We start from the raw sequence: 22,159 nt of genomic DNA on the forward strand, positions 1-22,159 counted from the left end.
TGTAGTGACGCGAGAGGCTCCCGGGGGAGGTGACGGACGTCAGTGGCGCCCGAAGATCCGGGAGAGGAATCCGGTCGCGGGTTCATCGGCGTGCCCCGGGCACCGCTCCGATTTCGGGACGTTGCGCATGACCTGGTCGACGTGTTGGCCGCATCCGGCCCAGGTGGTTTTTCCGCATTTGCGGCAGGTGACTGCTCTACACATGGTGTTCTCCTTAATTGGGTTCGTGGATTGTGTGGGGTGGGGATCGGGTGCTCAGGCGAGCATGAGGAAGAGTTTCTCCAGCTCCTCGGGGGTGAGATCACCGTCCTTCCGGGAGTCCTCGTCCCGGATGCAGCCCTTCATCGCTCCGGAGATGATGGCGTAGCCGGCGCGGTCCAGTGCGGAGCTCAGCGCCGCCAGCTGGGTGACGACGTCCCTGCAGGGAGCACCGGATTCGGCCGCCTCGATGACGGCGTTCAGTTGTCCGCGGGCGCGGCGCAGCCGGTTGAGTATGCGTTTCTTGTCCTCGGGCTGGAATTCGGTCATGGTTTTTCCCCTTCGTCGGGATGGTGTCCGGTGCTAGTGGCTGCCGTGCGGGTCAGTTCCGCCCGTGTTCGAGGACGGTGTCGGCACGGTGTCCCAGCCAGGCTTCGAGGGTGAGCATCCCTCCCGAGAGGGTGGCTGTGTCGTCGAAGCCGTGCTGCGTGAGGAGACGGTACGCGAGGTAGGAGCGCACGCCGGAGGCGCACAGGATCCGGAGGGGCCTTCCGTCCGCTGCGTCGCGGACCTCATCGATGCGGTCGCGTAGTTCGGTGTGTGCGATGGTCAGTGCTCCGGGGATCCGCACGGCATCGACCTCGGCCGCACCTCGGACGTCGAGGATCAGGCAGTCGCGCTGCACCTCGGGCAGGTCCTGCGGGTACCAGAGTCGCACCGTGCCGTCGGTGACGTTCGCGGCGATCATGCCGAGCATGTTCACGGGGTCCTTGGCCGCGCCGTAGGGCGGGGAGTACGCGAGATCGAGGTCGATGAGGTCGGCGGCGGTCATGCGGGCGCGCAGTGCGGTGGCGAGGACGTCGATCCGCTTGTCGACGCCGTCCGCCCCGTGTGCCTGCGCACCGAGGAGTGTGCCGTCCTCGGCGTGGACGTGCGCGAGGAGATGGACCTGCGTCGCGCCCGGGAAGTAGCCGGCGTGCTGCAGGGGGTGCAGGTGCACCGTGAAGTACGGTATCCCGGCCGCCTCGAGCGCCGAACGGTTGGCGCCGGTCATCGCGACGGTCGCCTCGCCGACACGCACGATGGCGGTGCCCAGCGGCTGCGGCGTCGGGCGGGATGTACCCGGCCGGAGGATGTCGTCGGCGACCAGCCTGCCCGCGCGGTTCGCCGGGCCGGCGAGAGCCACCGGGCGTCGGGCCCCGGTGACGGGATCGGTGTCGGCGACGGCGTCACCGACGGCCCACACGTCGTCCAGGTTGGTGCGTCCGTGTTCGTCGACGATGATCGCCCCGCGCTCGCAGGCGACCCCGGCTTCCCCGAACACGGCGGTGTCGGGGCGCACGCCGACCGACAGGACGATCAGGTCGGCACTCAGCCGGGTGCCGTCGGAGAGGACCACGGTGTCCGCGTCGTCCCCGGTTTCGACCCGCTCCGCGGCGACCCCCGTCCGGACGGTGACGCCGGTGCGTTCGAGTTCCGCGGTCACCGGGCCGGCGATCTCCCGCTCCACGGGCGGGAGGATGTGGTCGGCGAGTTCCACCAGGTCCACCCGGAGCCCCGCCAGCGCCAGCGCCTCGGCGGCCTCGACCCCGATGAAACCGGCGCCGAGGACGACCGCGTTCCGGTCGCCCGAGGTCACCCGGTCCCGCAGTGTCGTCGCATCGTCGACGGTGCGCAGCGTGGAGACCCTGGGGGAGTCGAGTCCCGGAACGGGCGGGAGGAAGGGCTTCGCACCGGGGGCGAGCACCAGTGCGTCGTAGGAGATCCGGATGTTCCCGTCGGGTGTATCGACGGAGAGGGTGCGGGTCGCGGCGTCGAGGCCGACGACATCGTGGTGGACGCGGACGTCGATGTCGAGTGCCGCGCGCAGGGACTCCGGGGTCTGGACGAGCAGTGCGCCCGGGTCGGTGATCTCCCCGCCCACGTAGTAGGGGAGTCCGCAGTTGGCGAAGGACGGGTGGGGGCCGCGTTCGAGGACGATGATCTCGGCGGATTCGTCCAGGCGGCGGGCGCGGGCGGCGCAGCTCATTCCGCCTGCGACACCTCCGACGATGACGAGTCTCATGGTGTGCTCCTGTTGGTGTCGGTGGTGGATGTACCGGTACGGCGAAATATACCCCCCGGGGTATATGGGTGGCAAGTGCCAGCCCCGTACCGGCGCCGCAGGAACGCGGGACGGCCCCCGCACCATTCCTTCCGGATGTGCGGGGGCCGTCCCCGTGAAAACCACCGTGTGGTCAGCGGTGGAACAGCCCAAGGAATGCGGGGAGTCCGGTGAGCCACGCGATCAGCGCGCCGAGGCCGAGTAACGCCAGGAATCCCGCCACCACCGCCCGGACAGTCAAATCCTGCACCAAATCCTGCACCGCCGCCGTTGATCCATCCGGCGTTCCGGGTTCGGGAACCCCCGGTCCGGGATCCACGTCGCCGGGTGTGCCGCCACCGAGGGAGAGCCCGACCTTGATCGGATCGTGGTCGGAGGCCCGGAACGGGTCGGGTGAGAAGAGATCTACCGCGTTGAAGTTCCGCCTCGAGTACTCGAACGCGGTGGACTCGTCGGCGTTGATGTCCCACACATCGGCACCCGTGGTCACCGCCATGCCCCGCTGGTTGGCCAGCACATGGTCGAGGGAACCCAGACGACCCCCGTACTGGTAGCTCGTCCCGGCATCGAAGTGCCGGCCGACGTTGGTGAATCCGGCGTCCTCGATGACCCGCACCGCGTCCTCGCGGGAATAGGAGTTGAGGTCCCCGATGATGAACTGCGGGAGATCACCCCAGTCCCTCTGGCCCGCGAGCCACCTGACCAGCGCCCGGGACTGCGCGGTACGCAACCTGGCGTTGTTGCCCTGACCGTCGCCGGTGTCCACGTCACCGCGGGCGACAGACCCCTTCGACTTGAAGTGGTTGACCACCGCCACGATGTGCGTGCCACCGTCCACCGGTGCGAACTCCTGGGCGAGGGGCTCCCGGGCGATGCCGGTGAAGGCGTCGTCCATGAGAATCCGGGACTCACCGACCGGGCGGACGCGCGCCGGATCGTAGATGAAGGCGGTGCGGATCACGTCACCGGTGCCCGGCCCACCCGGAACAGTCGCCGGAGAAGGTACCGCGGCCCAGTTCCCGCCCGCAGCGTTCAGTGCGTCAACCAGCTGATTGAGCGTGGCGTCGCGGTCGTGTCCGAACCGGGAACTGTCCTCGATCTCCTCCAACCCGAGAATGTCAGCGTCGAGGGTGTTGATCGCGGAGACGATCTTCACCCGCTGGTCCGCCAGTGCCTCCGGTGTGTACGCACCGCGGACCGTGCACCGGTCACCGGTCACCGGAGTACCGGCACGGTCCGTGACCGGAGCGCACCCCGGTTCGTCGCGGCCGAGATCGGTGAAGAAGTTGAGGACGTTGAAGCTCGCCAGGCTCGTGTCGCCGCCGACGGAATCCGGGCCACCGCGTTCGGCGTCCCGGCCGGAGGTCCATGAGACCGGCAGTGTGTCGGCCGGAGTCGTGCCGTCGACGGGCGTGGTCGGCTGCAGGGTCCAGGCCCCGAAGAAGTAGCCCAGTACCATCGGCCGGGAGAAGGCCACGTGATCCCCGGTGCGAAGGGGGCGGGTTTCCCCGTCGGCGCTGAGATACGGGAGTGGCACGTCGCGGGCCTCACTGTTGCGGAGGAAATCCCGGGAACTGCCGTCGTCGATCGTGAGCGGTCGACGCGCGTTGTCCCATTCGTACGCGACAGCGGCCGCGCCGGGCTCGACCACGTCGGTCGCCTGGAACAGCGGGGTCTCACCCGCGACGACGCCGAAACTGCCGTACCTGTTGAGGTTGTAGTTCTCGGTCACCGTGTGCGCACCCGCAGGCTGGAACAGCATGCCCTCGTGGGCCTCCCGCAGGGCGGGGTCCTCGGGGACCGTGTCGGTGATCGGAGTGACCGCTTCCGCGCAGTCGGATGTAGTCGCCGCGTCGACCGGAACGAATCGCCCCGCGACCTGTGTCTGTCCGTGGAACTCCGACACCTTTCCGGTGACGGCCACGCAGCTCCCGATGAGATCGGGGGAGGGCTCGGAACCCCGGCCGGTGTAGATGAAGACACCCGTGGACGCCGCATCCGCGCCGTGGAGCCGGCCGGTTCCGCCGGTCTGCAGCGCGAAACCACCTAGTCCGCCGTCTGGCCAGGTGGCGGTGATGATTCCGGTGGTGCGCACCTCCTCATCCACGAGCGGGGAGACGTCACCCACGCCCTGGATCTCCGCAATCGTCACCTCTCGGGGATCGGCGGGGCCGGGTGTTCCGGGATCCGGTTCGGGATCAGCGACCGTGGCGCCCATGGCTGCGCCGCCCGAGTACCTCGGGGAGGGGACGGTGGCGGTGAAATCCGTGGCATTGTCGTCGGTGTCCGCCCCGTCGTCACCGCGGATGGCCGCCAGAGTGTTGTCCAGAGGCTGTGCTGGGGTGCCCTCGGAGACCGCCGCGCCGCCGTAGCCGAGGATGTCCACGGCGGAACCGCCGGCAACTTCGGCGTTGAACGGGGTGGCGTCGGTGGCCAGGACCACCGCACCGGCCCTGCTACCCACCGCGAGCTGCGGTGCGTCGATGTCCGCCGTGAAGTCGACGGTGCCACCGGATCCCCGTGCCCCGCGGACCAGCAGATGGGAGCGCGGTGCGATAGTCCCCGTCAGCTCACTGATCTGTCCGGGGTTCGCCGCCGTGTTTTGCGCGGAGAGGTACTGCAGGGTCCACCCGTCGACACTGATGGGAGAACCGGTCGGGTTGTACAGCTCGATGAAGTCCGAGGTGAGCGCGGCACCCTTGTTTCCGCCTCCGCCATAGACCTGGCTGATGACGATGTTGTCGCCCTCGGGGGTGGCCGTGGCCGGGAGCAGCCCCGTTAGGATGGTTACTCCGACGGTGGCCAGTGCTGCCGCGGTGAGGGAGAATCGCCGTGTCATGTCGTCTCCCCCCGTCAGCGGACGTGCAGCCAGGTCAGTAGCAGGGCGATGAGGGCCACGATTCCGCCGCCGATGATATAGCCGAAGTTGCCCAGTCGGCTGGAGACCATGTCGACATCGGAGCTCAGTGCGGAGGTGCTGCCTGCTGCGGAGTGGTCGGGTGCCTGCGTTGGGCCATCCGTGACGGTGAGCGGCAGCTCGGCTACGGTCCCGGAGTCCGTTTCGATGTGGAGGATCAGGTTGTTGGAACCGCCCGGAACGGTCAGGGTCGCGGAGGCGCGGCCGGTCTCGTCGTTAGTCGGGACGATGGTGTTGTCCACCGGGACCGTCACCTTCTCGTCACCCAGGGTAACGGTGACGTTCTCGGCGACCGGCTCGCCGCCGGTGTAGGAGAGTGAGAACAGGTTGACCGTGATCTCGGAACCGGCCGTCACGGAGCCGTCGTCGGCGGCGCCGTCAAGGTGGACGCCGATGGAGGTCTGCTGATGACGGGGAGCGATGTTCGGGTTGGCGGCGAGGTAGCTGATGAACAGGTCGACGTCCATAAGACCGGTGTCGGTGAAGGTGTTTGATCCGGTCTGCGTGCCGAAGGCGGTGAAGCTGTCGCCCTCGTTGAGCAGGAACCTGTTGCCTGCGACGCGGTAGGTGGCTGCGGGATCGATCGGGGTGCCGTTGACCAGGACCCGGGTGATTCTGGATCCCTGTTCACCGGCCGGATCGTAGATATAGGTGACGTTGGATGAGAGCCCGAGCGCCAGACGCGGGCGGGACTGCCCCGGCTTCCACTGCTGTTCCAACAGCTCGATGAACTGTGCACCGGTTATGTCGACTGTGCCGATCGGGTTGCCGAAGGGCTGGACCTGGTATGCGTCAGCGAAGGTCACCTCGCCGGCCGCGAGGTCCGCCCGCACACCGCCTGCGTTCATGACACCGATGTCGGCTTTCAGCGCCGTCTTCGCGTTGATGGAATCGAGTGCCACGTCAGCGAGGAGGCTGTTCAGCGAGGACTCCACTCCCCGGTTGCCGCCGGTTTCGCCGTCCGCTGAGTCACGGCCGCGGAGGAAAGCACCGGGCACCGTGGCGACAACTCGCTGGCCCTCCTCGGCCGCGGCCTCCTCGGCTGCGGTGACGATTGCGTGGACCTCGGGGTCGGGGGTTTCGCCGCACTCCGTCCAGATGTCGTCGGCGGTGTGGTTGGAGGCGGTGACCGAGCTGATCTCACCGGTCGTAGGATCGATTACGATGTCGATGTCGGAGAGCAGCCGCCCGTATTCGCCGGGTTGGACGACGACGAGAGGCTGGCGGCCTTCGCGCGCGGGGCCGGTTTCGAGTGTCTCCCGATGGGTGTGTCCGGCGACGACGGCGTCGAACGCGTCGCTGAATCCGGAATCCACATGGACCCCCTCATGGACGAGCCCGACGATGACGTCAGCCTCGTCCGCCGCGGCGATCCGCTCGGCCTCGGCGTTCATCGCCGCGACGGGCTCATCGAACCGGAGCCCGACGACGCCGTCCGGATTGACGATGGAGGGAGTCTCGGCGGTCACTCCGCCGACGTAGGCGATCCGGATCCCGGATGCGGTGGTGATGATGTGGCTGGGTGCCGGTGCTGGATCGGCTCCGGTGATGTTCGCCGCGATGTACGGGAACTTCGCCTGGCCGGTGCCGTCGAAAGAGACTCGGGCGCTGACGTCCTCGACGCCGTTGTCGAACTCGTGGTTGCCGAGCGCGGAGACATCCAAGCCCATAGCGTTGAACGCGTCCAGGATCGGCTTATCGCGGAGAATCGAAGAGACGAAGGGAGACCCACCGATGAGGTCGCCGGCGGCGACGAAGTTCGTGTCGGGGTTGCGGCCCCGTTCAGCGTTGATATAGCAGGCCAGTGCGGCTGCGCCTGGGTCGACCAGGGCGCCACCGCGGCCGTGCACGGCGGAGATGTGGCCGTGGAAGTCACTGGTGGCGAGGATGTTGAGGGTGACTGGCGTCACCTCTTCTGCACCCGCGAGCGGTGCTGCCAGGCCGCTGAAGACCAGTGCGCCGACGGTCAGTGCGGAGAGGAAGGAGTGGCGGTAAATGGTCATTGCGGGATCGCTCCAAGGGGGACATAAAACGCGGATCACGGTCCCTCGCAGTTAATCAACGAATCACTCTCCTGGCGGGGAAATGGTTGATGTGCTGTTTTCTCCGCTTGGGGGTTCTTCGTTCGCTCCCCGTGAATTCATCCCGCCGTCACCCGGGCCAGCCCCGGAACGGGGGTGGGTGGTGCGGGTGCTACTCCTCGTCCGGGGTGTCACCGTTTTTCGCGGCGTCTCCGGCAGTGGCTTCGCGGGCGGCGGCGGCCGCACGTTCTTCGGCGAGTGTGGTCCGCGCCTTCCGCAGCCACTCCGGCTGATCGGCGAGAAGATCCTTGATCTCCCCGGTAGTCAGTGGCCGGTCCATGTCGTTGCGCTTCAGCGCAGCGACGGTGACCCCCAGTTTCCGGGCGACCTCGGGGCGGGGATGGGGGCCGGTTGCCCGGAGATCCGTCAACCACTGCGGGGGATTCTGCAGCAATTCGGCGAATTCCGCATGGGTGAGTGCGTTACGCTGGAACTCCTCTGGTGCCGCAGGTAGGTAGATGCCTAGTTTCTTGGCGGCGGTGAGTGGTTTCATCGCGGTGCTCGACGGCGGACGTACTTCAGGTTCTGTCATTGCTTCACGGTAACATTCCCGGCATGAATCTCCGTAGCTCCGAGCCTGCTCTGTCCATTAGTTTCGTCACGGGTACGGCGCCGGGTAAGTGGTTCGACAGGTTCGGGGAGCGGACCGGTCACCGGGAACCGGTGACCGGGGAGAGCATCGATCCGATGGCGGAGCTCATCGATGGTCAGGCGGACCTGGTTCTCGTCCGGCTTCCTGATCCCCGGATAGACGACACGTACCACCTCGTGCGTCTCTACGAGGAGGAACCCGGGATCGCTGTCCCCAAGGACAGTGAACTTTCCCTCGTGGACACGCTAGGCAGGGGCGATATCTCAGACCAGACGGTCTTCTATACCCCGGATGTCGACGGCCGCGTCGATGTCCGGGCGGTAGGGGAGGCGGTGGACGTCGTCGCGACGGGTGTGGGTGTCGTCCTCGCCCCGCGACCGTTGCTGAGGCGGCTCGGGTCCCGAAGGACCGAGAACCGCGGGTACCGTGACGGATCTCCGACGACGATCGCTCTCGTGTGGCGGGTGCTGGATGACTGCGATGTGATCCAGGACTTCGTCGGCGTCGCGAGGGGACGGACGGGGGCTAGCTCCAGAACTGCTCAACCGAAGCGGACGGCGTCGGAGAAGGCGGCGGCGAAGAAGGTGCGTCGGGCCGCCACCGAGGGTGTACCCCGGCGCAAACCCGTGGGACGCGGTGGGACCGGGGCGGCGCGCCGCCGCGGTCGCAGGTGAACCGTGCCCTGTTCAGGTGAACCTGAAAGATATTATCACATGGTTGTCTCGGGAGTATGACGGGCGTATATCAAAAGTGGCGTCATCTCCTCGGCGGTGTCATAGTGAGTGATGCACTGACCATCTACCTGCTTAGGACCTGATTCTCAATGACCAAGAAAACCCGTACCCGTATTCTCGCCGGTATCGCAGCACTGGGCATCTCTTTCAGTGTGGTCGCCTGCTCGCAAGAGGCCAAGAACGACCTGGACGCTGCCACCGACAAGGTTTCGGAGGCCGCTTCTGACGCCGGAGACGCCGTCAAGGAAGGTGTGGAGGAGGCCAAGGACGCAGCTGAAGATGCGGCAGCTGATGCCACGGGCGCAGCCGATGACGGTGCCAACAAAGTCAAGGGGGCAGCCGAGGAAGCCAAGGACGACGCAAAGGATGCGATGAACGACGCCGAGAACAAGACCGACGTCACCGATGCCGCAGGCAGGGCGGTCGCCGTCCCCACCCCGATCGTCGAGATGTACGAGTCAATGGGCGGCACCGCCGGTCACCTCGGCGAGCTGACCGACCTCAAGGAGAAGGACGGCCGTTACCTCGCCGCCTTCAACGAGGGTTACTACATCGCCTACTCTAAGGACACCGGTGCACAGCGTCTGAACGGAAAGATTGCCGAGACCTGGATGTCCGAGGGAGGCCTTGAGTCCGAGTTGGGTTTGCCCACCGCCTATGAGGTCGAGCGTAAGGACGGCAACGGCTGGACCCAGAACTTCGAGCACGGAGATATCATCTGGTCTCAGACCGACGGCGCCTGGGGTTCCACGATCGAGAAGAACTAGTTCGGACGCAGATACAGTTGTCCCGTCTGATGGCGGAGTGAATATCCGATGAGAGGATCCCCGGTGACGACCGGGGATTCTTTCATGTCCACGCAGGGGGCTTCCCGTCTGGGAGCAGCTGAAATGACGCCGGTTAGACGCTGTGTCTATCTCTCAGGTTGCCGTGTGGGGTCCCGCACAATATTCTTCAGGTATGTCTGAACGCGACTTCATCATCCGACCGCTGACCGAGGGCGACTATGACCAGGTCCGGCACATCTACGAACGTGGCCTTGACACCGGTCATGCCAGCTATGAACGTCATGCGTTGACGTGGGAGGAATTCAACGGTCGGAAGATCATGGAATGCGCTTTCGTGGCAGTCGAGCGTTCCGACAACGAGACGGTCCTGGGATGGGTTTCCGCGGCACCAATCTCACAGCGTGAGGTCTTCCACGGGGTCGTCGAGGATTCGATCTACATTGACCCGAAGGCGCAGGGGCGTGGTGTTGCCGGCGCACTGCTGGACACTCTCATAGAGAAGTGCATTGAACTGGAGAAGTGGGCCATTCACTCGTGGATCTTCCCGGAGAATACCGGTTCGACGAGGCTCCACCAGTCCCGCGGATTCGAGAAGGCGGGTACCCTGAGTCACCTCGCGAAGATGCCCTACGGCGAACTCGCGGGCCAATGGCGCGACACCATCATCTGGGAGAAGCTCCTGCCGAAGCCGGAAGCTTTCTGATTTCCTCTTTTCGTCCCTCATACGGACGTGAACTGTCCCCGATGGGGGTGCGGTCCACGTCGCCTGTCTGTTGTTGCGCCCTGGTGTGGTCTGGCCGTCACGCGACGCTCTCCTTCAGCTGTTCCTCGTGGACGAAGAACAGTACTGCTGCGGAAAGGACCGCAAGGGGAGTGAGAAGCGTGAATACTGGGGTTAGTGCGTCGCTGTAGACTATGTCGATGGCGACACGGACCGGGTCCGGTAGCGACTGCACAAGGCCCGGGGTCAGGTTGGCGCCGTTCCCCGAGATCTTTGCACCGGACTCCGCAGCGTCCTCACCGAGCAGGGACAGAGCGTGCGGGAGACGATCATCGAGCAGACCGGAGAGATTGCTGACGAAGACCCCGCCGACCAGGGCGGAACCGGTGGCACCGCCGATTTGCCGGAAGAAGTTGTTCGCTGCGGTCGCGGTTCCCACCACCGCGATGGGAAATGAGTTCTGGACGATCAGGACTCGGATCTGCATCGCAGATCCGAGTCCGAATCCGAGGACGAACAGGTAGCCGGCGACCTCAAGAAGCGGGGAATCATAAGAGAAGCCGGATAATAACCAGAGTGAGAGTCCCGTGATCGCCATTCCGACGACCGGATAGATCCGGTATCTGCCGGTTTGGGTAACCAGCGCTCCGACCGCGATCGACGTACCCATCAGGCCGACCATCATCGGCGCCATCATCAGGCCTGCTTCGGTCGGACTCATGGAATGGACCATCTGGCGATAGGTCGGCATGTACGCCAGCGAACCGAACATGAAGATCCCAGCGATGAGTCCGGCAGCGGTCGTCAGCCGGAAATTGTGATTGCTGAACAGCCACAAGGGGACCAGTGGATCCCGGGCCCTCCGCTCCACGACGACGAAGAGAATGGAAAACACTAGGACAGCGGTAAGCAGTCCGAGGATCGTCGGGGAGGTCCAGTCGTGTTGCCTGCCGCCCCAGGTGATGGTGAGGATGAAACTCGTCGTTGCCAGGGTCATCGTCGCGATCCCTGTCCAGTCGAGGCTTCCGCCCTGCGCATGGTTCGGCAGGGTGAGGAACAGTGCGATAGCCAGGAACGTTATCGCGCCCATCGGAATATTCAACCAGACGCTCCAGCGCCAGCCTGGTCCGTCGGTGAACCAGCCGCCGAGCACGGGGCCGAGTACGGATGACAATCCCAAGACTGATCCCATGACTCCGATGTACCTGCCGGGCTGCCTGGCTGAGACGATGTCGGCGGTGATCGCCTGGGAGAGGATCATGAGTCTGCCACCGGCGACACCCTGGATCGGTCGGGCCAGGATGATGACATTCATCGAGTCCGCGAATCCACCCAGTGCGGAACCCACCATGAATAGGAAGACCGCGAACATGAACAGGTATTTCCGCCCGAACTGGTCTCCCAGTTTCCCGAAGACCGGGAGCGAGATTGTCTGGCCGAGAAGAAAAGCGGTGATGACCCACGTCATGTGCTTGACGCCGCCTAATTCGCCGACGATAGTCGGGAGCGCGGTGGAGAAAATCATCTGACCGAGGGAACTCATCAGCATGGCCAGGACCAGCGCGGTAAAGACCAGCGACAGTCGTGACTGTTCCGCCCGGGTGGTTGGCGGCGCCTCTGGTGGGGTGGTGGTCAGAGTGCGGTCGACGCCTTATCGGCCTCCTTGGTGAGTAGCCGGGTCATGTCTTCGAGTGCGTCAGCGCACCGGGCATATAGGGCCTCCGAGGTTGGGTCGGCCCCCTCCATCCAGAGGTGGAATCCAAGTCGGATCGCGGTGGTCGACACTGCGACGATGGTCATCGCCTCGGTCTGCGAGCTGGATGACGGAAGTTGGCGTTCCTCCGGCCAGGCCTCCAGATAGGAGGTAACGGCATTGACCAGGCTCGCATGGATGTCGGGGTACCTGGCGGTCCGTTGGCGGGAGAGCCGGGGGTCCGTCTGACAGATCCGTTTCCGACGGCGCAGGAGCTCCCCGGCCTCGATGGCGTCCGACGCCGCCCTGCCACAGGTGTAGGGATGGAAGAGGTTGCTCATGGTGAAGGCGCACCCCATCACCGCGAGCGGGAGGTTCGGGTGGCAGGCCGAGGTGAACTCGGAGACTTCATCCTCGGTGAGGGGCCGGGGGTGTTCCCCGATGACGGCGGTCTCCATGGAGTCGACGTAGTTGAATAACGTGCGCCGGGAGATACCTGCGGCAGAGCAGATGCCCTCGACGGTCACCGCGTCGAAGCCGTGTTCCAGCACCAACCGTGTCGCGTGATCGTCGATCGCCGCCCGGGTGGACAGCCGCTCGGCCTCGCGTAGCGGGAGGTTGTCGGTGTGCGCGCGCCCGACCCTACGCCGAAAAATGCACAGAGTGCAAAAATGCATGTACTGAAACTAGGCGCCGCGGAGGGATGCAGCGGCAGTTGCCATCATCCAGGTCAGAGCATGTACAGAAACCCGGCAGACCCCCGCGGCACAGGAAGGCTGCGGGGGTCTGGGTCCCACCGTAAGTGATGGGTGAACTACGGGTACCTACTTCGTGTCGCGGTCCGTGTTGCACATCGCGAGCACGTCGAGGCGCTTGTCCAGCTCTTCCTCGGGGAGCTTGTCACCGTCGACGAAACCGAGGTCGATCACCGTCTGGCGGATGGTCTTGCCCTCCTTCAGCGCGGTCTTGGCGACCTTCGCGGCGTTCTCGTAACCGATCGCCGAATTCAGGGGCGTCACGATGGACGGGGACGACTCCGCCAGGGTCTTCATGCGCTCCTCGTTCGGCTCGATGCCGTCGACGAGACGTTCCGCGAACACGCGGGAGGTGTTGGCCAGCAGGCGTGCGGACTCAAGGACGTTGCGGGCCATGACCGGGATGAACACGTTCAGCTCGAACGCGCCCTGGGAGCCGCCGAAGGCGACCGCGGCATCGTTACCGATGACCTGTGCGGCGACCTGGGTCGCGGTCTCACACAGCACCGGATTGACCTTGCCGGGCATGATGGAGGAACCGGGCTGCAGGTCGGGCAGGTGGATCTCGCCGAGGCCGGTGAGCGGGCCGGAGCCCATCCAGCGGATATCGTTGGCGATCTTGTTCAGGGAGACGGCGATGGTGCGCATCGCACCGGAGAACTCGACCAGCGCGTCGCGGTTCGCCTGCGCCTCGAAGTGGTTAACGCACTCGCGCAGCTCCTCGACACCGGTCAGGTCCTTGAGCTCCACGGTGACCTTGGCGCCGAAGTCGGCCGGGGTGTTCAGGCCGGTGCCGACGGCGGTACCGCCGATGGGCAGTTCGCCCAGGCGGGGGAGAGTGGCCTCGACCCGCTCGATGCCGGCCTCGATCTGGCGGGCGTAGCCCGAGAACTCCTGGCCGAGGGTGACCGGGACGGCGTCCATCAGGTGGGTACGACCGGACTTGACGACGTTATTCCACTCCCGGGCCTTCTTCTCCAGGGACTCCTGCAGGACCTTCAGACCCGGAATGAGATCCTTGACCGCGGCTTCGGTCGCAGCGACATGGGTCGCGGTGGGGAAGGTGTCGTTCGAGGACTGGCCCATGTTGACGTGGTCGTTGGGGTGGACCTCGACGCCGTTCCTGCTCGCGATGGACGCGATGACCTCATTGGTATTCATGTTAGACGAGGTACCTGAGCCGGTCTGGAAGACATCGATGGGGAACTCGTCGTCGTGTTTGCCCTCGGCGATCTCCTTCGCCGCGGCGATGATGGCGTTGGCCTTCTCCTCGTCGAGCAGGCCACGGTCGAGATTCACCCGGGCGCAGGCCGCCTTCAGCAGACCCATCGCGCGGATCTGCGCGGACTCCAAGCCGCGGCCTGAGATCGGGAAGTTCTCGACCGCACGCTGGGTCTGGGCGCGCCACAGGGCTTTCGCTGGTACCTTAACCTCGCCCATGGTGTCATGTTCGATGCGGAATTCCTGCTCAGTCATGAATAACCAACCTCTTCATTGTGTGTGTGGATGTCACACCCCGATCGTGTCCGGAGCACACGGAAAGGCAGCCCGGGCACCACGCGGTGTAGCTGATCCAAGTATGGCCGAAAAAACCGAGTGCCGTCAGTTTCCCGTCACCCGGAACGATGCCCTGTGAAACAGATCGCAGCGTAATGCGGCACCCGGCGGGATCGTGTGCACACATTCGGGGGTGGCAGGCGGGCATCCGGATCGGCTCCGGCGTGTTCGTGCGCCTCCCGGAGAAGCTGCGAAGGCGCCCGTCCCGGTGACCGGGAGGGCGCCCTCAACGACCCGGGATGGTGCGACCCGGACACAGGTCTCGGTCTAGGAACCGTAGTCGACGACCGAGTACTCCTGGAGCTTGGCCAGCTGGTGTACCGACTCGATGTGGCGCACCGTGCCGGAGCGGGAGCGCATGACCAGCGAACGGGTTGTCGCGGACGACGCGCGGTAGGTCACACCGCGCAGCATGTCGCCCTTGGTCACACCGGTCGCAACGAAGTAGCAGTTGTCCGAGCGGACGAGATCGTCGGTGAACAGCACCCGATCGAGATCATGGCCGGCATCGAGCGCGCGCTGGCGCTCCTCGTCGCTGGTGGGGTGAAGCTTGCCCTGGATCTCACCGCCCATACACTTCATGGCGCAGGCGGTGATGATGCCCTCCGGGGTGCCTCCGATACCCATCATCAGGTCCACGGAGTTGGTGGTCTGTGCGGCGGCGACGGCACCGGCGACGTCACCGTCGCGGATGAGACGGATCTTCGCACCGGCTTCACGGATGTCCGCGATCAGTGACCGGTGCCGGGGGCGGTCCAGCACGACGACGGTCACATCGTGCACGGGAATACCCTTGCCCTTCGCCACGGCCTTTATGTTGTACTCGACGGGAGCGAGGATGTCGATCTTTCCGGCGGACTCAGGGCCGCAGGCGATCTTGTCCATGTAGAAGACCGCGGACGGGTCGTACATCGAACCGCGCTCTGCTGCCGCAAGCACCGAGATGGCGTTTGGACGGCCCTCCGCCATCAACGTCGTACCATCGACCGGGTCCACGGCGATGTCCACGGCGGCCCCTTCACCGGTGCCGACCTCCTCGCCGTTGAACAACATGGGGGCTTCGTCCTTCTCACCCTCACCGATGACGATGACACCACGCATGTTCACGGAGTTGATGAGCTTCCGCATCGCATCGACTGCCGCGCCGTCGCCCTCGTTCTTCTTACCGCGTCCCACCCACCGACCGGATGCCAGCGCGCCTGCCTCGGTGACGCGGACAAGTTCCATCGCGAGGTTGCGGTCCGGACGATCGGGTTTCTGGATGCTCATGATGTCAGTGCCTCCTGTAAGGCGCTCATGTGCGGCCTCCACCCCTCCGCTGTGGCCCGGGAAGTACCCGAGATAGCAGGCGGGACGGTATGTGACCGCTTGTTTGTAGTCGTTAGGTCATGTGGTGATCAGCTGCGGGCGCGCAGCCATATTCCTCCAGGAGGCGCACCCGGCGCATCTCCGCACGAGCTACATGCGCGGTACTGCGTCCGGGATCTGTCCGTGCGTCCGCTGCTTACCATTGTTGCACTTTCTGACCATCGTGGGGGGCAACGTGTACGGTCCAGATACCTGCCTTACCCCCGTCCCGTGGTACCCGGAGTCGCCCTCGGTACGGTCGGGAACCGCGACGGAGCACACGAACCGGGTTCTGACATACTGGTTCCCGTGGCCGAAAACAAACCCCGTATCTTCCAGGACAGCAGGGACATGGTGATGTCATTGCTGGTCATCGTCGTCATCATGGCGCTCGTCGTCACCTTCACCGGAATGTGTTCCCTCCGTAAGGACCCGGTGGAGAACGGGCCGGTCCGCGAGGTGGATGCGCAGAGTTTCCTCGATCTCCAGGCACGGGCCGTGACGTTCCCGGTCCGGCTGCCCGAGAGTCCAGAGGGTTGGGTGGCTAACTCCGCCCGCAGACACCCGGTCAACAACACACCCGCTCCACTCATCGGCTGGGTCACTGCGGAACGGGGGTATCTCCAGCTCTTGCAGACGGATCAGCCCGCGGAGGACGCCGTGGAGCAACTTGACGCGCATCCTCGCGAAGTCAACGGAACCCGTGAGGTCGACGGTCACGAGTTCACGGTCTGGACACCTTTCGAGGACACCGCCGACACCGTCTGGACGGCCACCGACGGTGACGTCACGCTCGTGTTCGCGGGAACCGCCGATGATGCGGAATTCCGCCAGCTGATTCACAACACCCTGATCGTCGAGCCGATCCTGAACTGAGCCGGAGCGAACCCGGAACTCGGTGTCACTCGGTGTCCGGGGTGTCCTCCGTCAGCACGTCGGACTCGTCGGACCGGAGGATGGCTTCGACCCTGTTCCGGGCGCCGTCGAGGTGCTCCTCGCAGCGCTTCGCGAGTGCCTCACCGCGCTCCCAGAAGTTCAGGGACTCGTCGAGTGGCATCTGGCCGTGTTCGAGGATCTTGACGATTTCGACCAACTCGTCCCGCGCGGCCTCGTAGCTGAGTTCTGAGACCGCCGGGAAGGCATTCTCCCCCGGTTGGCCGGTACCTACAGCGTCACTGTTCACGTCGTTTCTCTCCTGTCTCGATCTGGAGTGGGCTGATCTGGGTCAATCGGCGTAGCGTGTCGCCATGGTGGCCGCGGTGATAGCACCGTCAGTGACCCGAATCCGCAACTGACTCCCGGGCGGGGTTTGATCGATCGAGGTGACCACCTCGGGTTTGGCTCCTGCAGGCCCCACCTGCACGACAGCGTAGCCGCGAGCGAGGGTCGCGGAGGGCCCCAGGGTGGCTACCCTCGACCGGAGGGCTTGGATACGGGTCTCCTGCTGATCCAGGTCGTGGGTCACCTGGACGCGGAGGTGTCGGACGAACTGCGTGAGTTCCTCCGACCGCCGGGTGATCGGCAGCATCGGGTCGGCGAGCACAGGTCGACTCCGCAGATCCTGAAGAGCCTGCGACTGGTGCTGCACCCAGCCACGCAGTGCCTGGGCACTCCGCGCCCGCAACGATTGGATGAGTGCCCGTTGTTCGGCAACATCGGGGACGACCCGCTTCGCGGCGTCCGTGGGGGTGGCGGTGCGCAGATCCGCAACATTGTCGAGCACGGGGGCGTCCGGTTCATGCCCGATTGCACTGACCACTGGCGTCGATGCTGCGGCGACGGCCCGCTGCAGGGACTCCTCCGAGAAAGGCAGAAGATCCTCCACAGACCCGCCTCCGCGGGCGATGATGATGACGTCGACCTCCGGGTCGGCATCGAGGGTTCCCAAGGCCCGGATGATCTCGGGAGCCGCCGTCGCGCCCTGGACCGGCGTGTTGATGACCCGGAAACGAACCTCCGGCCACCGGTCCTTCGCGACCGACAGCACATCACGCTCAGCGGCGGAACCCCGCCCCGTGATCAGCCCGACGCAGTTCGGCAGATAAGGCAACCGCTTCTTCCGGCTCGGATCGAAGAGCCCCTCTGCGGCCAACGTCCGGCGCAACATCTCGATCCGGGCGAGCAATTCACCGATGCCCACCGGGCGGATCTCGGTCACCCACAAGGAGAAACTGCCCCGCCCCGGGTAGAACGCGGGCTTGCCATGGACGATCACTCGCTCCCCGTCACGCAGGGGAACTGGCGAATTACGGAGAAGCGACGTGTAACACGTGAGCTGCACGCTCGCGTCCGCCTCTGTGTCGCGGAGCGTTAGATACGACAGCTTCCAGGTCGGCTTCGCGTTGATTTGCGTGAGCTGACCTTCCACCCAAATCTGGCCGAGCCGTTCGATCCACGCCTTTACCTTGGCGTTCACTTCCCGGACGGGCCACGGACTATCGGCAGAGGGAGCTGCTGGACTCACAGGCGTGCTTCTCCTTGCAGGGACTCGGGATCGTGGGCTTCGGGAACCGCATTCTCGACCGGTTCCGAAACCTTGATTGTAGGCGTTTAGCCGGACCTTTGGTTACGCTGTAGCCCATGACGTCACCCGTTGCCACTGAAAAAAAGGTCCTGCTCGCCGCCCCGCGCGGTTACTGTGCCGGAGTCGACCGCGCGGTCGAAACCGTCGAGCGGGCCCTGGAGAAGTACGGCGCCCCGGTGTACGTGCGTAAGGAAATCGTGCATAACCGATATGTCGTGGACACCCTCGCAGAACGCGGTGCGATCTTCGTCGATGAGACCTTCCAAGTACCCGAGGGTGCGCACCTCGTATTCTCCGCGCACGGTGTCAGCCCCGCCGTGCACGCGGAGGCCAGGACGCTCGACCTCAAGACACTGGATGCCACCTGTCCGCTCGTCACCAAAGTCCACAATGAGGTGAAACGGTTCGCGAAGCAGGGATACCAGATTCTCCTCATCGGCCATGAGGGACACGAGGAAGTTGAGGGAACCGCCGGCGAGGCGCCGGAGGTCGTTCACCTTGTCGACGGCGTCGAGGGGGTCGACAAGCTCGACTTCGACGGCGGTGAGAAACTCATCTGGCTGTCTCAGACCACACTCTCCGTCGACGAGACCATGACCATCGTCAACTTGCTCAAGCAGAAATACCCCCAGCTCCAGGACCCCCCCTCCGATGACATCTGCTACGCGACCCAGAACCGTCAGGTTGCGGTCAAGGCCATCGCCGAGCAGTGCCAGCTGATGATCGTCGTCGGCTCCCAGAACTCCTCGAACTCCAAGCGCCTCGTCGAGGTCGCCCTCCAGGCCGGGACCGACGCCAGCTATCTCGTCGACTACGCCTCGCAGGTGGACACCGCGTGGTTCGAGGGCGTCAGCTGCGTCGGCGTGACCTCCGGTGCCTCGGTACCGGAGATCCTCGTCCGAGACGTCCTCGAGCTACTCGCGGAACACGGGTACACGAAGGTGGAGGAGGTCACCACCGCCGCGGAGAAGCTCGTCTTCGCCCTTCCCCGAGATTTGCGGCCGAAGGACTCCGTCGGGCGTCGCTGACCGACACTGATACCGGCCGAGCGGTGATGCCTTGATGATTGCGGGCGTTATCGCGTGGTCGGCAATGTAGGGATGTACCCGTGAGCCTGGTGACGGATTCGGGGACGATCAGAGGGCTCGTGGGGGCGGTGGCTTCACCGACCGTCGCTGCCGACTGTGCCTCGGACGAACAGGTGCCTTGAGCTGGGTCGGTTGTTTCCTGTTCCCAGAACTTGTGGGCCGCTCGCCTGCTCGATAACGATCAGGTCTATGTGCAGTCGCGGGAGTGATCGTCCGACAAGAGAATCGTACTCTGTCGATTGGCACAGACACTGCAGCTCACTCGAGGATACCGAGGGAAAACCCTGGATTTCCTCCAAAAAGGGACTCGTTCCTGGGTGTCTCTCAGTGCGGGGACCGAATTCGACTGGTCGGGTATTCCGTTGTACGTGCTCTACGTAGCGTTCGGCTGTTTAGGTGTTCATTCTCTCGTCGTTCATGCGGAGAAGAAAGACCAGGGAACCGATATCATGTTGAGTGGCTTCGTTCGAATGGTGGCGGTCCCGGGTGATGACGGAATGAAGAGCCAGTCGGGAAGGCCTTCGGAGTTTTCCCGACCGGCCCCTACTGATGCGTGGGGGAGGGGCGCGAACGTGCGTCGAAGTCGGGACGAACATGAGCGGAGGTGACTGCCCATCGGCGGACACCGGTGGGGTCAGCTGTAGAGATCGTCATCCAGCCACCGTCGCCGACGTGTCGGGGGTGCCTGCGGTGTGTCCTCCGGGGTGGGGGAGGGATGCGCCGCCTGCTCTAGACCATGTCGGGGAGCGGGAGCATCGGGCGTGTGGTTGGTTCCGATGAGGTGCTGCTCCCGACGGGGACGCTGTGGTCGCGCGACAGGCCGCCGGCGGGGACCTCGCGGGTACTCGGAGGAATCCTCCCGCTGCCGTTGTTCCCGGGGATCCTGCACCCGACGACGGGCGGGTTCCCCGACGGAATAACGCTCACGGCGGACTTCCGGACGCAGGTGACGTTCTTCATGTTCGGGGTCCCGCTGCTGCGCAGCCCGGGCATGCCCGGGCTGACGGTCCGTGGCCGCGGACCGCACCGCACGCTGTGCACGTGTCGTACGGTCCCGGTCATCCGTGGTGGGGCGTGGCTGGGACTGCTCGGAGAACAGTTGACGCGGCCCGCCGACGGGCCGCCGACGGGGACTCTGTCCTCCGCCCCGGAGGCTGCCCCCGGAATCCGGATGCATTCGGCGACGCCGTGCAGATTCCTCCTCCATGGTCTTCCGACGGAGCTCCGCGACGGTGGGACGGGTATCACCCTCGACCTTTTGGCGGCGGGCACGGGAGCTGACACTGCGCGCCCTCGCCGCCGTGGCTATATTCCGGTGCTCGGCGTCGGTGATCTGCCTCCGGGCCTGAATATGGGTGCGTTCGGCGATGATCTGCAGCTGGCGTACCCGGGTGAGGCGCAGAGCCGCGACCAGGATGCAGCCGACGGTGGTCGCCGCGAGGATTGGGAAATGCTGCGCCAGCGGGTAGATCGCAGTGGCTATCCCTGTCGCGGAAAACGCGTCACTTCCCTCCGCAGCGGTGGAGCGGGTTATCGTCCAGGCTGCGACGGGGGTGGCAACGCCGAACATCAGCGGGACACCGGCGGTGGTCAGCCAGAGGCCGCGTGGCACGACGAACAGGGTGCACCCGAGGGCTGTAGCTGCGAAGAGCCCGAGGTAGACGCCGCTGATCTGTTGCTGGTTGACACTGATGACCGTACCCACAATCAGAGAGAGGATCATGATGATGGGGCAGCACCACGTCGGAATTCCGGCGCGCCGGACTAAGGAGACGGGGCGCCGGTTGTTCGACCGAATCGGGGACTGCTGGGGCACGGGACGATATGTTACCGACTTCGGCGCTGAATTTCGGTACCGTCACCCCGCGGCGATGCCTCAGCTGTCCGTCAGGCCCCCTCGATCCCATCACCGGGGACAGGAGAATCGCCCGTCGGTGTGATCCTCCGTCCCCTCCCGGTTGCAGGCCGCAGTGTCGTGGGGCGGGTGTTTCCCGCGGGACCGGCGTCCATCTCGTGCAAGGTACGGGCCGTGACCATTACGCGAGACTCCAGGGAACCCAGCGTCGAGTTGTAGGCGTCCACGGCGCGGTCGAGGGCGCTACCCACCTTGTTGTAGTGCTCCGCCATGGTGTTCAGCCGGGAGTACAGCTGCCGCCCGAGCCGGTGGATCGTGGCCGCCTGCTCATTCACCGCCTCCTGCTGCCAGCCGAGTCCCACCGTGCGCAGGAGCGCCACCAGTGTCGTCGGGGTCGCAAGGATAATGTTTCTCGAAAACGCGTGCTCGAGAAGCTCAGGATCCGTAGTCAATGCCGCATCCAGGAAGGGGTCCGCCGGAACGAAGAGCACGGTGAAATCGGGAGTCCGCTCGAATGCAGCGGAGTAGTTCTTCGATGACAGCTGATTGACGTGGCTGCGCAGCTGGTGCGCATGGCGGCGCAGGTGGGCCGCGTGCTCCTCGGGGTCCTCGGTATCCAGCGCATCCAGGTATGCCGCGAAGGGAACCTTGGAGTCCACGATGATTGTTCGCCCCCCGGACAGCCGGACCACTAGATCGGGGCGCAGAGCACCCTCCGAGCCGCGCGCGGAGACCTGCGTGTCGAAGTCGCAATAGCGCACCATTCCGGCCATCTCCACGACCCGTTCCAGTTGCATCTCACCCCATCGTCCGCGGACCTGGGGCGCACGCAGCGCCGTGACGAGTTTGCCCGTCCGGTCTGACAGCATGGTGGAGGTCCGCGTCATCGACTGCATTTGACTGCTTAGCGCGGCGTAGGCCTCAACCCTCTCCTGTTCCAGCGCGCGTACCTGCTGACTCAGCTGAACCACGGCCTGCTGCAGTGGCGCCAGGGAAGTGCTGACCCGTCCGGTGAGTTGTTCGGCTGCGGCGGAGGTTCGTTCGGCGGTGTCCGCCCGGAGTTGTGCGGACGCGAGTTCTGCGAGCCGTGTGACGTCGGTGGTGGTCGCCCTCGAACTCTGTCCGCGGGTGAGCCATCCGAGTACTGCACCGATTGCGATACCGAGAATCAGGGTGAGGAAGAATGTGGCGGGCGGACTCATAGG

Annotated in this window: 19 protein-coding genes; 5 read left to right on the forward strand and 14 right to left on the reverse strand. The window is 65.2% G+C overall.

The window, feature by feature from the left end:
- Positions 1–39: 39 nt before the first annotated feature.
- The 6 genes from JDV76_RS03660 to JDV76_RS03685 form a co-directional block, all read right to left on the reverse strand.
- Positions 40–204, reverse strand: coding sequence for a hypothetical protein (locus JDV76_RS03660; RefSeq protein WP_198735530.1), 165 nt, complete (start codon positions 202–204; stop codon positions 40–42).
- A 51-nt stretch (positions 205–255) separates the two neighbouring features.
- Complete coding sequence (locus tag JDV76_RS03665; RefSeq protein ID WP_198735531.1) at positions 256–528, reverse strand: metal-sensitive transcriptional regulator; 273 nt, start codon at positions 526–528, stop codon at positions 256–258.
- 52 nt (positions 529–580) lie between these two features.
- Positions 581–2,263, reverse strand: a complete 1,683-nt coding sequence (locus JDV76_RS03670) for an FAD-dependent oxidoreductase (RefSeq protein WP_198735532.1) — start codon at positions 2,261–2,263, stop codon at positions 581–583.
- A gap of 172 nt (positions 2,264–2,435) precedes the next feature.
- Positions 2,436–5,141 (reverse strand): ExeM/NucH family extracellular endonuclease, encoded by a 2,706-nt coding sequence (locus tag JDV76_RS03675; protein WP_198735533.1) that lies wholly within the window; start codon positions 5,139–5,141, stop codon positions 2,436–2,438.
- A gap of 14 nt (positions 5,142–5,155) precedes the next feature.
- Positions 5,156–7,222 (reverse strand): bifunctional metallophosphatase/5'-nucleotidase, encoded by a 2,067-nt coding sequence (locus tag JDV76_RS03680; protein WP_198735534.1) that lies wholly within the window; start codon positions 7,220–7,222, stop codon positions 5,156–5,158.
- Positions 7,223–7,412: 190 nt separating this feature from the next.
- Entirely contained in the window at positions 7,413–7,832 is a 420-nt protein-coding gene (locus JDV76_RS03685; RefSeq protein WP_198735535.1) for a DUF5997 family protein, read from the reverse strand.
- A gap of 23 nt (positions 7,833–7,855) precedes the next feature.
- Between JDV76_RS03685 and JDV76_RS03690 the strand changes: the two genes are divergently transcribed.
- The 3 genes from JDV76_RS03690 to JDV76_RS03700 all read left to right on the forward strand — a co-directional run bounded on the left by JDV76_RS03690 (position 7,856) and on the right by JDV76_RS03700 (position 10,117).
- Positions 7,856–8,566: a type 2 periplasmic-binding domain-containing protein gene (locus JDV76_RS03690; protein ID WP_198735536.1), complete on the forward strand. Its 711-nt coding sequence runs from the start codon at positions 7,856–7,858 to the stop codon at positions 8,564–8,566.
- Positions 8,567–8,715: 149 nt separating this feature from the next.
- Entirely contained in the window at positions 8,716–9,393 is a 678-nt protein-coding gene (locus JDV76_RS03695; RefSeq protein ID WP_198735537.1) for an LGFP repeat-containing protein, read from the forward strand.
- Between the two features lie 193 nt (positions 9,394–9,586).
- Positions 9,587–10,117 (forward strand): GNAT family N-acetyltransferase, encoded by a 531-nt coding sequence (locus JDV76_RS03700; protein WP_198735538.1) that lies wholly within the window; start codon positions 9,587–9,589, stop codon positions 10,115–10,117.
- Positions 10,118–10,214: 97 nt separating this feature from the next.
- On the opposite strand, the gene JDV76_RS03705 is transcribed toward JDV76_RS03700, so the two are convergent.
- From JDV76_RS03705 to glpX, 4 genes are all read right to left on the reverse strand, one after another.
- A complete protein-coding gene (locus JDV76_RS03705; RefSeq protein WP_198735798.1) occupies positions 10,215–11,771 on the reverse strand; it encodes an MDR family MFS transporter in 1,557 nt (518 codons plus the stop codon).
- A complete protein-coding gene (locus JDV76_RS03710; RefSeq protein WP_198735539.1) occupies positions 11,768–12,505 on the reverse strand; it encodes a TetR family transcriptional regulator in 738 nt (245 codons plus the stop codon). The genes JDV76_RS03705 and JDV76_RS03710 overlap by 4 nt, the downstream gene beginning before the upstream one ends.
- A gap of 147 nt (positions 12,506–12,652) precedes the next feature.
- Positions 12,653–14,059 carry a class II fumarate hydratase gene (locus JDV76_RS03715; RefSeq protein ID WP_198735540.1) on the reverse strand — a complete coding sequence of 469 codons (1,407 nt, stop codon included), beginning with the start codon at positions 14,057–14,059 and terminating at the stop codon, positions 12,653–12,655.
- Between the two features lie 348 nt (positions 14,060–14,407).
- A complete protein-coding gene (glpX, locus tag JDV76_RS03720) occupies positions 14,408–15,409 on the reverse strand; it encodes a class II fructose-bisphosphatase (protein ID WP_198735541.1) in 1,002 nt (333 codons plus the stop codon).
- Between the two features lie 387 nt (positions 15,410–15,796).
- Between glpX and JDV76_RS12875 the strand changes: the two genes are divergently transcribed.
- The gene (locus JDV76_RS12875) at positions 15,797–16,363 is read left to right on the forward strand and encodes a DUF4245 family protein (protein ID WP_198735542.1); all 567 of its coding nucleotides are present in this window, start codon (positions 15,797–15,799) and stop codon (positions 16,361–16,363) included.
- 25 nt (positions 16,364–16,388) lie between these two features.
- Here the strand turns inward: JDV76_RS12875 and JDV76_RS03730 are convergent, their stop codons facing one another.
- Together JDV76_RS03730 and xseA are read right to left on the reverse strand one after the other, a co-directional pair.
- A complete protein-coding gene (locus JDV76_RS03730) occupies positions 16,389–16,670 on the reverse strand; it encodes an exodeoxyribonuclease VII small subunit (RefSeq protein ID WP_198735543.1) in 282 nt (93 codons plus the stop codon).
- A 42-nt stretch (positions 16,671–16,712) separates the two neighbouring features.
- Positions 16,713–17,951, reverse strand: coding sequence for an exodeoxyribonuclease VII large subunit (xseA, locus tag JDV76_RS03735; protein ID WP_198735544.1), 1,239 nt, complete (start codon positions 17,949–17,951; stop codon positions 16,713–16,715).
- 116 nt (positions 17,952–18,067) lie between these two features.
- Here xseA and JDV76_RS03740 point away from each other — a divergent pair, with 116 nt between their 5' ends.
- Positions 18,068–19,039, forward strand: coding sequence for a 4-hydroxy-3-methylbut-2-enyl diphosphate reductase (locus JDV76_RS03740; protein ID WP_198735545.1), 972 nt, complete (start codon positions 18,068–18,070; stop codon positions 19,037–19,039).
- Positions 19,040–19,733: 694 nt separating this feature from the next.
- Here the strand turns inward: JDV76_RS03740 and JDV76_RS03745 are convergent.
- Positions 19,734–20,915, reverse strand: a complete 1,182-nt coding sequence (locus tag JDV76_RS03745) for a DUF6542 domain-containing protein (RefSeq protein WP_198735546.1) — start codon at positions 20,913–20,915, stop codon at positions 19,734–19,736.
- Between the two features lie 71 nt (positions 20,916–20,986).
- Complete coding sequence (locus JDV76_RS03750) at positions 20,987–22,156, reverse strand: DNA recombination protein RmuC (protein ID WP_198735547.1); 1,170 nt, start codon at positions 22,154–22,156, stop codon at positions 20,987–20,989.
- Positions 22,157–22,159 lie beyond the last annotated feature (3 nt).

The organism is Corynebacterium marambiense (genome assembly GCF_016342275.1).
GTDB lineage: Bacteria > Actinomycetota > Actinomycetes > Mycobacteriales > Mycobacteriaceae > Corynebacterium > Corynebacterium marambiense.